At 72.1% G+C, this 10,450-nt stretch carries 11 protein-coding genes; 8 read left to right on the top strand and 3 right to left on the bottom strand.

The window, feature by feature from the left end; translation table 11 throughout:
- Nucleotides 1-50 precede the first annotated feature (50 nt).
- Nucleotides 51-1,718: an FAD-dependent monooxygenase gene (locus CCN56_RS26330; RefSeq protein ID WP_086830458.1), complete on the bottom strand. Its 1,668-nt coding sequence runs from the start codon at nucleotides 1,716-1,718 to the stop codon at nucleotides 51-53.
- A 233-nt stretch (nucleotides 1,719-1,951) separates the two neighbouring features.
- On the opposite strand from CCN56_RS26330, the gene CCN56_RS26325 reads away from it, so the two are divergent.
- From CCN56_RS26325 to CCN56_RS26295, 7 genes are all read left to right on the top strand, one after another.
- The gene (locus CCN56_RS26325) at nucleotides 1,952-3,085 is read left to right on the top strand and encodes a SchA/CurD-like domain-containing protein (RefSeq protein WP_041132760.1); all 1,134 of its coding nucleotides are present in this window, start codon (nucleotides 1,952-1,954) and stop codon (nucleotides 3,083-3,085) included.
- A gap of 106 nt (nucleotides 3,086-3,191) precedes the next feature.
- The gene (locus tag CCN56_RS26320; RefSeq protein ID WP_086830457.1) at nucleotides 3,192-3,617 is read left to right on the top strand and encodes a cupin domain-containing protein; all 426 of its coding nucleotides are present in this window, start codon (nucleotides 3,192-3,194) and stop codon (nucleotides 3,615-3,617) included.
- Nucleotides 3,614-4,882, top strand: a complete 1,269-nt coding sequence (locus tag CCN56_RS26315) for a beta-ketoacyl synthase (RefSeq protein ID WP_086830456.1) — start codon at nucleotides 3,614-3,616, stop codon at nucleotides 4,880-4,882. Before CCN56_RS26320 ends, CCN56_RS26315 begins: the two co-directional genes overlap by 4 nt.
- Nucleotides 4,879-6,129 carry a ketosynthase chain-length factor gene (locus tag CCN56_RS26310; RefSeq protein WP_086830455.1) on the top strand — a complete coding sequence of 417 codons (1,251 nt, stop codon included), beginning with the start codon at nucleotides 4,879-4,881 and terminating at the stop codon, nucleotides 6,127-6,129. Before CCN56_RS26315 ends, CCN56_RS26310 begins: the two co-directional genes overlap by 4 nt.
- Nucleotides 6,130-6,152: 23 nt before the next feature.
- Nucleotides 6,153-6,410: an acyl carrier protein gene (locus tag CCN56_RS26305; protein ID WP_086830454.1), complete on the top strand. Its 258-nt coding sequence runs from the start codon at nucleotides 6,153-6,155 to the stop codon at nucleotides 6,408-6,410.
- A 1-nt stretch (nucleotide 6,411) separates the two neighbouring features.
- The gene (locus tag CCN56_RS26300) at nucleotides 6,412-6,891 is read left to right on the top strand and encodes an SRPBCC family protein (protein ID WP_086830453.1); all 480 of its coding nucleotides are present in this window, start codon (nucleotides 6,412-6,414) and stop codon (nucleotides 6,889-6,891) included.
- A 19-nt stretch (nucleotides 6,892-6,910) separates the two neighbouring features.
- The gene (locus tag CCN56_RS26295) at nucleotides 6,911-7,243 is read left to right on the top strand and encodes a TcmI family type II polyketide cyclase (protein WP_030690533.1); all 333 of its coding nucleotides are present in this window, start codon (nucleotides 6,911-6,913) and stop codon (nucleotides 7,241-7,243) included.
- 81 nt (nucleotides 7,244-7,324) lie between these two features.
- On the opposite strand, the gene CCN56_RS26290 is transcribed toward CCN56_RS26295, so the two are convergent.
- Nucleotides 7,325-8,353 (bottom strand): methyltransferase, encoded by a 1,029-nt coding sequence (locus CCN56_RS26290; protein ID WP_086830452.1) that lies wholly within the window; start codon nucleotides 8,351-8,353, stop codon nucleotides 7,325-7,327.
- A gap of 52 nt (nucleotides 8,354-8,405) precedes the next feature.
- A complete protein-coding gene (locus CCN56_RS26285; protein WP_086830451.1) occupies nucleotides 8,406-9,470 on the bottom strand; it encodes a nitrous oxide reductase family maturation protein NosD in 1,065 nt (354 codons plus the stop codon).
- A gap of 322 nt (nucleotides 9,471-9,792) precedes the next feature.
- On the opposite strand from CCN56_RS26285, the gene CCN56_RS26280 reads away from it, so the two are divergent.
- Nucleotides 9,793-10,413 carry a lipase chaperone gene (locus CCN56_RS26280; RefSeq protein ID WP_086830450.1) on the top strand — a complete coding sequence of 207 codons (621 nt, stop codon included), beginning with the start codon at nucleotides 9,793-9,795 and terminating at the stop codon, nucleotides 10,411-10,413.
- The last annotated feature ends 37 nt before the right edge of the window (nucleotides 10,414-10,450 follow it).

Raw genomic sequence — 10,450 nt, 5'->3', positions numbered from 1 at the left:
GAGGTGCGCGGACCGCCCCGCCCCGAGGTGCGCGGACCGCCCCGCCCGGCTCAGCGGGCGTCGGGCCGGGAGTCCAGGCCGAGTACGGCCGTGAGGGCCGCCCGCAGCGCCGATTCCGGGTCCTCCGACGTGCCCTCGGACCGCCAGGCGACGAATCCGTCCGGACGGACCAGCACCGCGCCGTCCGCCGTGACGCCGTGGGCCTCCGCCCAGTTCTCGCCGTCCACGGTGGAGAGCTCTGCGTCCGGCCCGTCGCCGATCCGGTACGAGTCGAGGGGCACCGCCAGGCGCTCGGCGACGTGCGCGGCCGCGGTGTGCCAGCTGCCGATGGCCCCCGCCGAACTCAGCAGCACCGGGTGCCGCTCGTACAGGTCCAGGGTGGAGATCCGCCCGCCCGCGCGGTCCAGCCACAGATGCGGCGCCCGGCTGCCCGGCTCGCCCGTCAGAAGGAGCCCGTCCGGCACGACCGGCACCGCCGGGTCCGCGCCCAGGACCGCGCCCCGCGGATAGCGGTAGCCGAGTGCGACGTTGAGGATCCCGCCCCGCTTCCCGCCCGCGCCCGGCCCGGGGGCGTACCCGGGGTGGCTGTGCTCGACCGAACGCGACGAGGCGCGGGCGCTCGTCGCCTCCGCGACGGGCCGGCGCTCCGCGTCGTACGAGGCGAGCAGGTCGGGTCCGGCCCAGCCGCCGAGTACCGCCGAGAGCTTCCAGGCGAGGTTGTGCGCGTCCTGGATGCCGGTGTTGGAGCCGAAGGCCCCCGTGGGCGGCATCTCGTGGGCCGAGTCGCCGGCGAGGAACACCCGCCCGTCCGCGTACCGCTCGGCGATCCGCTCGGCCGCGTGCCACGGGGCCCTGCCCGTGATCTCCACGTGCAGATCCGGTACGCCCACGGCGCGCCGGATGTGTTCCCTGCACCGCTCGTCGGTGAACTCCTCGAGCGTTTCGCCGTGTTCGGGATGCCAGGGGGCGTGGAAGACCCACCGCTCGGCGTTGTCCACCGGCAGGAGGGCCCCGTCGCCCTCCGGGCTCGTGAGGTAGCAGACGATGAAGCGCCGGTCGCCGACGATCGCCGCCAGATCACGGGACTCGAACGTGATGCTCACGTTGTGGAACAGGTCGCCCGGGCCGGTCTGCCCGATGCCGAGCTGCTCGCGGATGGGGCTGCGCGGGCCGTCCGCCGCGACGAGGTAGTCCGCCCGGATGGTGGTGTGCTCGCCGGTCTCCCGGCTCTTGACCCGCGCGGTCACCCCTTCGGCGTCCTGCTCGAACGACATCAGCTCGGTCGAGTACCGCAGGTCCCCGCCCAGCTCCCGCGCGCTCCGCAGCAGCACCGGTTCGAGATCGTTCTGGCTGCACAGGCACCATTCGGCGGGGCTGAAGCGCGCCAGGCCGCCGCCCGGGTCGATGTGCCGGAACAGCCATTCGCCGGCATCGCCCACCAGGGTCGGCGTCTGCAGGATCCCGTTGTTCGCCGACAGGATCTTCGCGGCCTCGTGGATGCGCTCGCGGACACCGGCGCTGCGGAAGACCTCCATCGTCCGCACGTTGTTCCCGCGTCCGCGCGGGTGGACCGAGGTGCCCGCGTGGCGCTCGACGAGCGTGTGCGGCACGCCGAGACGTCCCAGGAAGAGCGAGGTGGACAGGCCCACCAGAGAGCCGCCCACGATGAGGACGGGCGTCCGGTGTCCGTTCTCACCGGTCGCTTCGCTTCGGTTCATCGATGGCCTCCAGCGTCACCGGTGACGCGGGTCGGGGATGGGATGCACATGCCTGCCCTCCCGAGCCCCGGACCGTGCGCGGAGGGCACCCGAATGACGCGCGGTTCACTCATCCGCCCCGTGGGACTCGCGTAGAACGTGCGCCCGAGCCAACGTTCGGTACATGACGACCCCGGCCCTGTCGGCCCGGCGGTCCTTCCCCGCTCCCGCAGACGAGAAATGAGGTGCGCCGTATGACCAGCACGACGACCAGCAGGGCACGCATATCGCAGTCGGTGTTCGACGGGTCCAGGCTGCGGGTGATCCTGCTGCTCGACCTGTACGACGGGGCCCAGCAGCAGTTCCTCGAAGCGTACGAGGTCATGCGCAAGCAGGTGGCCGGCGTCCCCGGCCACATCAGCGACCAGCTCTGCCAGTCCATCGAGAACCCTTCGCAGTGGCTCATCACCAGTGAGTGGGAGAGCGCCCCGCCCTTCCTCGCCTGGGTGAACAGCGAGGAACACGTCGAGATGGTCAAGCCCATGCACAGCTGCGTCCGGGACACCCGGTCCATGCGCTACAGCATCCTCCGGGAGACCGGCGCACAGCGGCCCCTCACACCGGAGACGGCCGCGGGCGAGCAGGTGGCGGCCCGCGTGGGCGACGGAGTGACCCGCCACGCGCTCACCTTCACCGTCAAGCCCGGCTCCGAGTCGAAGGTCGCCGAGCTCCTGGCGGGCTACGAGTCGCCCGAGGCCCAGGTCGACGAGAACACCCGTCTTCGCCGCACCTCGCTGTTCATGCACGGCAACCGCGTCGTACGGGCCGTCGAGGTGGAGGGCGACCTCCTGTCCGCCCTGCGGCACGTCGCCCGGCAGCCCGGGGTCCGGGCCGTCGAGGAGGCCATCAACCCCTACCTGGAGCAGGACCGGGACCTCACCGACCCCGAGTCGGCCCGCGTCTTCTTCACCCGGGCGGCCCTCCCCGCCGTGCACCACGTGGTCTCCGCCCGGCCCGAGCCGGCCGGCCTGCGGCGCCACGCCCTGTACTACCCGGCCAAGGAGGGCCGCGGCACGGACCTGGCCCGGCTGCTCGCCCAGCAGGACGCCGAGGCGGCGGTCGACCCCGACAGCCCCGTGTACGGCAGCACCGTCTTCCAGCGCGACGACGTCGTGGTGCGGCTCGTGGACGTCGAGGGCGAACTGGACCTCGACCCCGTCGCCGCCCTCGGCGTCAAGGGCGCCAGGAAGGCCAAGGTCCTGGAGCGCCTCCTCGACGGCGCCGCGATCGGCGTCGAGGGGTCCCTGGACAACGAACGCAACCTCAACCGGCTCCTGTCGCACGCCGACATGCTGCCCGTCACCGACCGCCGCGCGGCCGACTCCTGAGAGGACGGCACCGGGGCCACCGGCCGTACCGCTCCCGGGAGACCGGCCCCGGCCACCGGCCCCGACCGTCCGTCACATCTCATCGCAACACTCGGAGGTATCAACCATGCTCGAGCAGACTCGGCTCATCGTGAACCTGAGCGACACGGAGCCCAACCGCAGACGCGGGGGTGACGTGCGGGCCATGCTCACGCCCGCCACGGTGAAGTCGACCAGCGGCTTCATGGGGATGGCCATCGCCCAGCCGGGCGAGCGCATCGCCGAGCACTACCACCCGTACTCCGAGGAGTTCGTGTACGTCGTCTCGGGCCGGTTCGAAGTGGACCTGGACGGCGAGACGCACCCGCTCGTCCCCGACCAGGGCCTCCTGATCCCCATCGGCGTCCGGCACCGCTTCCGCAACGTCGGCGACGTGGAGGCCCGCATGGTCTTCCACCTGGGGCCGCTCGCCCCGCACCCGAGCCTCGGCCACGTCGACACGGAGACCGCCGAGGAGGCCGCGGAGAGGGCCGTCGAGGGGGCCCTCGAGTGACCCGCCGCGTGGCCGTCACCGGCATCGGCGTGGTCGCCCCGGGCGGCGCCGGAACGGCGGCATTCTGGGACCTCCTGGCCCAGGGACGTACGGCGACCCGCGGGATCACCCTGTTCGACCCGGTCGGACTGCGTTCCCGCATAGCCGCCGAGTGCGACTTCGACCCGTACGCCCACGGTCTGCCACCGGACCTGGTCCAACACGCCGACCGGTACGTCCAGTTCGCCGCCGTCGCCGCCGGAGAGGCCGTACGCGACTCCGGGCTCGACACCGCCGGCGAGGACTCCTGGCGCGTCGGCGTCAGCCTCGGCAGCGCCGTCGGCGGCACCACCCGCCTGGAACACGACTACGTGCGGGTCAGCGCGGGCGGACAGCGGTGGGACGTGGACCACCGCGCCGCCGACCCGAAGCTGCACCTGGCGTTCTCGCCCAGCACGCTCGCCGCGGTGGTCGCCGAACAGTTCGGGGCCCGCGGCCCGGTGCAGACCGTCTCCACCGGCTGCACCTCCGGCCTCGACGCCGTCGGCTACGCCTTCCACACCATCGAGGAGGGCCGGGCGGACGTCGTCATAGCCGGGGCGTCGGACTCGCCGATCTCCCCGATCACCATGGCCTGCTTCGACGCCATCAAGGCCACGTCCCCCGACAACGACGACCCCGAGCACGCCTCCAAGCCCTTCGACAACCGCCGCAACGGCTTCGTCATGGGAGAGGGCGCGGCGGTCCTCGTCCTGGAGGAGTACGAGCACGCCAGGGCCCGGGACGCGCACATCTACTGCGAGATCAGCGGCTACGCCACCTACGGCAACGCCTACCACATGACCGGTCTGACCGGTGAGGGACTCGAGATGGCCCGGGCGATCGACACCGCGCTCAACCAGGCCAGGCTCGACCCCACGTCGATCGACTACGTCAACGCGCACGGCTCGGGAACCCGCCAGAACGACCGGCACGAGACCGCCGCCGTCAAGCGGTCCCTGGGCTCCCACGCGTACGACACGCCCATGAGCTCCATCAAATCCATGGTGGGCCACTCGCTCGGGGCGATCGGCGCGATAGAGGTCGCCGCCTGCGTGCTCGCCCTGCAGCACCAGGTGGTGCCCCCGACCGCCAACTACGAGATCCCCGACCCCGAGTGCGACCTGGACTACGTGCCGCGCACCGCCCGCCCCCGGAAGCTGAGGAACGTGCTCTCCGTCGGCAGCGGCTTCGGCGGTTTCCAGTCCGCCGTGCTCCTGACCGGGCCGGGCGGGAGGACACGATGAGCACACAGCGGTCGCCGCGGGCGGTCGTCACCGGCATCGGTGTGATCGCCCCCAACGGACTGCGTACCGACGCCTACTGGAAGTCCGTACGGGAAGGCCTCGGCGTTCTCGGCCGGATCACCCGCGAGGGCTGTGAAAACCTGCCCCTCAAGGTCGCGGGCCAGGTCGAGGGCTTCGACGCCTCGGCCCTCATCGACGAGCGCTTCCTCGTCCAGACCGACCGGTTCACCCACTACGCCATGGCGGCGGCCTCCCTCGCCCTCGACGAGGCCGGCCTCGGCCACGACGAAGGACCCGAGGAGCCCTTCTCCATCGGCGTCGTCACCGCCGCGGGATCGGGCGGCGGCGAGTTCGGCCAGCGCGAGCTGCAGAAACTGTGGGGACAGGGCTCCAAGTTCGTCGGCCCGTACCAGTCCATCGCCTGGTTCTACGCCGCGAGCACCGGCCAGATCTCCATCCGGCACGGCTTCAAGGGCCCGTGCGGGGTGGTCGCCAGCGACGAGGCCGGCGGCCTGGACTCCCTCGCCCACGCGGCCCGCGCCGTCCGGCGGGGGACCGGCGCGGTCGTCGTCGGAGCCGCGGAGGCGCCCCTCGCCCCGTACTCGATGGTGTGCCAGCTCGGCTATCCGGAGCTCAGCACCGTCGACGACCCGGACCGCGCCTACCGCCCCTTCACGGCGAAGGCCTGCGGCTTCGTCCCCGCCGAGGGCGGCGGCATGCTCGTCGTCGAGGACGAGACCCGCGCCCTCGAACGGGGCGCGACCGTACGGGCCACCATCGCAGGACACGGCGCCACCTTCACCGGCGCCTCACGCTGGAACGAGTCCCGGGAGGGACTCGCCCGCGCCATCCGGGTCGCCCTCGACGAGGCCGACTGCGCCCCGGAGGAGATCGACGTCGTCTTCCCCGACGCCCTCGGCGTACCGGAGGCGGACCGCGCCGAGGCCCTGGCGATCGCCGACGCCCTGGGCGCGCACGCCACGCGCGTCCCCGTGACGGCCCCCAAGACCGGCTACGGCCGGGCCTACTGCGGGGCACCCGTACTGGACACCGCGGCCGCCGTGCTCGCCATGGAGCACGGCCTGGTGCCCCCGACCCCCAACGTGTTCGACATCGACTGCGACCTCGACGTGGTCATGTCCGCAGCCCGGCCCGCCGAGCTGCGCACGGCCCTCGTCCTCAGCAGGGGACTCATGGGATCCAACGCGGCGCTCGTCGTGCGCCGCGGTGGCGGACTCGCCCGCTAGACCGGGCGAGGAAGGAGAAACAGATGATCACCACCGGACTCACCTTCGGCGAACTGGCCACGCTGATGAAGCAGTCGGCCGGCGTCACCGTCGACCCCACCCAGCTCGAAGCGTCCCCCGAGACCCCCTTCAGCGGCCTCGGCGTCGACTCGCTCGGCCTGCTCGGCATCGTCGGCGAGCTGGAGAACCGGCACGGCGTGGCGCTGCCCACCGACGCCGAACGCTGCAAGACGCCGGCCGAGTTCATCGCCCTCGTCAACAACGCCCTCGCAGGAGTCTGACGTGTCCGGACACACCGACAACAGCATCACCATCGACGCCCCTCTCGACCTCGTCTGGGACATCACCAACGACATCGAGAACTGGCCCCGGCTCTTCAGCGAGTACGCATCCGTCGAAGTCCTCGAACGGGAGGGCGACACCACCAGGTTCCGCCTGACCATGCACCCGGACGAGAACGGGAAGGTCTGGAGCTGGGTGTCGGAGCGCACCGTCGACCGCGTGAACCGGAAGGTACGGGCCCACCGCGTCGAGACCGGCCCGTTCGCGCACATGAACATCGCCTGGGAGTACACGGAGCTGCCCGGCGGCGTCCAGATGCGCTGGGTCCAGGACTTCGCGATGAAGCCCGACGCCCCCGTCGACGACGCCTGGATGACGGACAACATCAACCGCAACTCCCGCGTCCAGATGGCCCTCATCCGGGACCGTGTCGTCGAGGCCGCGCGCGAGCGCCGGACCGCGCCGGTCACGCCGGCCTGACGGCCCAGAAAGGAAACCGATGCACCACGCACTGATCGTCGCCCGCATGGCGCCCGGCTCGGCGCCCGCGATCGCGGACGTGTTCGCCGACTCCGACCGCGGCGAGCTGCCGCACCTGGTCGGGGTCGCCCGGCGCAGCCTGTTCCAGTTCGGCGACGTCTATCTGCACCTGATCGAGTCCGAGCAGGACCCGGCGCCCAACGTCGCCAGGCTGGCCGGACACCCCGAGTTCCGCGGCGTCAGTGAGCGTCTTTCGGCGTACGTCAGCGCGTACGACCCGACGACCTGGCGCAGCCCCAAGGACGCCATGGCGCACTGCTTCTACCGCTGGGAGCGTGACGCCGGCTCCTGAGCCGGGAACCCGGTGAAACCCGAGGCCGCCCGCCCCGCGACAGACGCGGAGCGGGCGGCCCGAGTTTTCCGGCCGGACGGATCAGCCGGGCACGGTGCACTCGAAGGCGTGCAGGTACGCGTTGACCGGACGGATCTCGCCGATGACGAGCCCGGCGTCCGTGAGCCGTTCCACCATGCTCTGCCGGGTGTGCTTCGCGCCGCCGACGTTGAGCAGCAGCAGCAGGTCCATGGCCGTCGTGAACCTCATCGACGGGGTGTCGTCCACGAGGTTCTCGATGACGACGACGCGGGCGCCGGGCTGCGCGGCCTTCCGGACGTTCGCCAGGCACCTGCGGGTGCTGTCGTCGTCCCACTCCAGGATGTTCTTGATGATGTAGACGTCGGCCCGCACCGGGATGTCCTCCCGGCAGTCACCGGGCACGATGCGCACGCGGGAGGCCAGCGAGCCGTTCTCCCGCAGCCGCGGATCGGCGTTGCCGACCACCGCCGGCAGGTCGAGCAGCGTGCCGTGGAGCGAGGGGTGCTTCTCCAGGAGGCTCGCCAGGACGTGGCCCTGACCGCCGCCGATGTCCGCGACCGAGGACGCCCCTCGCAGATCGAGCAGTTCGGCGACGTCCTCGGCCGACTGCCTGCTCGACGTGGTCATGGCCCGGTTGAACACGTACGCGGACTCGGGCGCGTCCTCGTTGAGGTACGAGAAGAACTCCCGCTCGTACACGTCCTCGAAGACGTTGCGGCCGGAGCGCACGGCCTCGTCGAGCTTGGGCCAGACGTCCCAGGTCCAGGGCTCGGTGCACCACAGCGCGATGTAGCGCAGGCTGTGCGGGTCGTCCTCGCGCAGCAGCCGGGACATCTCCGTGTGGGCGAAGGTGCCGTCGGGCTGCTCGGTGAAGACGCCCTGGCAGGACAGGGCGCGCAGCAGGCGTCGCAGGGTGCGCGGTTCGGTCTTCACCGCGGCCGCGAGGTCCTCCACGGTCATGGGCGCGTCTCCCAGCGCGTCGGCCACGCCCAGGCGGGCGGCCGCGCGCACGGCGGCGGCGCACGCCGCGCCGAAGACGAGTTCTCGCAGCCGCATGGGCGGCGGGGGAGCGGAATCGACGGTCGTCATCTGTTTCGCCTTGCCTTTGCTGTCGTGCCGTAGGGGTGGGGGAGGGGGGAGGTCAGCACATGCCCGCGGGCTCGGAGACGCCGCAGGTGTTGTGGCGGAAGGTGTTGGTCTTGCCGACGTCCCGGTTCGCCAGGTCGGCGGTGCCGTTGCGCAGCACCACGTTGTCGTGGATCTCGATCCGCTCGTTGGGGACGCCCACGAAGCTCTTGAAGAGCACGATGCCGCCGGACAGCGGCGAGCTGCCCACGTTGTCCTCGACCCGGTTGTGCGCGACGACGGTGTCCTCGGCGCCGGTGACCACGATGCCCGAGCCCTGGAGGAAGGGCAGGCGAGGGGTCTTCGGGCACAGCTTGTTGTTCTCGTGGATGTCGTTCTGGCGCAGGGTCATCGCCCCGGCGCGCGGCGTCGACTCGTCGCCGACCACGAACACGGCGGCGCAGTTGCCCGTGGCCTCGTTGTGGTCGACGGTCAGGTTCCGCAGGCGCCGCACGGTGATGCCGATCCGGTTGCCGGACACGCGGTTGCCGCTGACGACCGTGCCGTCGGTGTCGGTGGCTCCTCCCTCCTCGGTGACGGTGTTGGCCAGGAACAGGCCGGCGTCCCCGTTGTTCCGGGCGGTGTTGTGGCGCAACACGCCGCGTACGGAACGCTCTTGGGCGATGCCCCAGGTGCCGTTGGACTCGGCGGTGACCCGCTGGACCTCCAGGCGGTCGGTCCACTTGGCCCACAGGCCGTTCTTGGCGAAGCCGCGGAGGGTCAGCGAGCGCACGGTCACGTTCTCGACGGGACGGTCCGCGGTGCCGGTGACACAGATGCCGTTGCCCGCCTGGGCGCACGTGTCGGTGCCGGGGGTGGCGGCGGGCACGATGACGGTGGGGAAGACGGTCGAACCGCGGAGCGTCAGGTTCGAGGTGGTGATGTGGACGCTCTCGCGGTACGTGCCCGGGGCGAGGACGATCGTGTCGCCGGGGCGCGCGGAGTCCACGGCCTGCTGGATCGATTCGCCCGGTTTCACGCGGTGCACCGACCAGCTGCCGGCCGACGGTGCGGCGGCGCCGAGTCCCGAGGCCGTGAGGGCCGCGGTGCACGCCAGGAGGGCGATCTGTCGTTTCGTCATATCGCGAAGTTATGAGCGCGGGTTCCGGCCCGCCACCGCTGATCCCCCGGGTGGGCCGGGGCCGACCGAGGGCCCCTGCCGCGGGGCCGTACGGGCACTGGTCCGTTCGCGTGCCCGGTGGGATCACCCGTAGGGACGCACCTCCACCGCGGTGACCTGCTGTCACGGGTCCGGGCGGTGGTGTGCGTGAGCCCGGCCGGAGGGCGGCCGAACGTGCTCCCCCGGTTGCGGGGGGCGCACACCGGCCTTTGCCTCGTGCACGGAGCACAGCACGGGTGCCGCGCTATGGAGCCGGCCGGAAAGCTCCACCGAAGGAGAAAGCATGCGTCGCGCACGTATCGGTCTGCAGGTCAGCCTGATCGTCGGTGCCGTCGTCCTGTCCGCCCCCTCGGCTCTCGCCGCCGCCGAGGACCCCGAAGTCCGGATCACCCCGCAGAACGCGGCCCCCGGCACCACCGTCACCGTCAGCACCACCGCCTGCGGGAAGGAGACCTACGGCAAGGGGGAGTCGGAGGCGGGCGGCAAGTTCCATCTGCTGCCGGGCGACCGGAAGGGCGTCCTGGTGGGCGAGTTCGTCGTCCCGGACGACGCCTCCGGTACGGACACCATCACCCTGAAGTGCCCGCCGCGGATCAAGAAGACCGTCACGTACCGCATCTCCGGCCGGCCCCACGGCGGCGTCGAGGCCGGCTTCGGCTGGGCGGCCCGCGCCGTGGGTTCCGCCGGGACCGCCGTGGCGTCCCGCCCCGCCGGAACCGCCGCCGCCCCTGCCGGAACCGCGGCCGTGGCCGCCGCCGGCTCCGCCGCGACCGCCGCGGAAGCCGGTACGGACTCCCTGCGCGTCCCGCTCGCCGCGGGCGGCGGCCTCCTGCTCGCCGGAGCCGTCGCGGGAGGCGCGGTCCGTCTGCGCCGGCGCGCGAGGGGAGCCCGCACCCCGGCCTGACGGACGACCGGACGCAGCTGCCCCCGGCCCGGCGCAC

It is taken from the genome of Streptomyces sp. NRRL B-24572 (assembly GCF_002156145.1).
GTDB classification, from domain to species: Bacteria; Actinomycetota; Actinomycetes; order Streptomycetales; family Streptomycetaceae; genus Streptomyces; species Streptomyces vietnamensis.
Note: the sequence above shows the minus strand (reverse complement) of the source record. Positions and strands in the feature narration are given on the sequence as shown.

Bases quoted from the DNA above. Each gene is read 5' to 3' on its own strand.
- CCN56_RS26285 (WP_086830451.1), bottom strand. From the start codon at position 9,470: ATGACGAAACGACAGATCGCCCTCCTGGCGTGCACCGCGGCCCTCACG.
- CCN56_RS26325 (WP_041132760.1), top strand. From the start codon at position 1,952: ATGACCAGCACGACGACCAGCAGGGCACGCATATCGCAGTCGGTGTTC.
- CCN56_RS26330 (WP_086830458.1), bottom strand. From the start codon at position 1,718: ATGAACCGAAGCGAAGCGACCGGTGAGAACGGACACCGGACGCCCGTC.
- CCN56_RS26295 (WP_030690533.1), top strand. From the start codon at position 6,911: ATGCACCACGCACTGATCGTCGCCCGCATGGCGCCCGGCTCGGCGCCC.
- CCN56_RS26305 (WP_086830454.1), top strand. From the start codon at position 6,153: ATGATCACCACCGGACTCACCTTCGGCGAACTGGCCACGCTGATGAAG.
- CCN56_RS26320 (WP_086830457.1), top strand. From the start codon at position 3,192: ATGCTCGAGCAGACTCGGCTCATCGTGAACCTGAGCGACACGGAGCCC.
- CCN56_RS26310 (WP_086830455.1), top strand. From the start codon at position 4,879: ATGAGCACACAGCGGTCGCCGCGGGCGGTCGTCACCGGCATCGGTGTG.
- CCN56_RS26290 (WP_086830452.1), bottom strand. From the start codon at position 8,353: ATGACGACCGTCGATTCCGCTCCCCCGCCGCCCATGCGGCTGCGAGAA.
- CCN56_RS26280 (WP_086830450.1), top strand. From the start codon at position 9,793: ATGCGTCGCGCACGTATCGGTCTGCAGGTCAGCCTGATCGTCGGTGCC.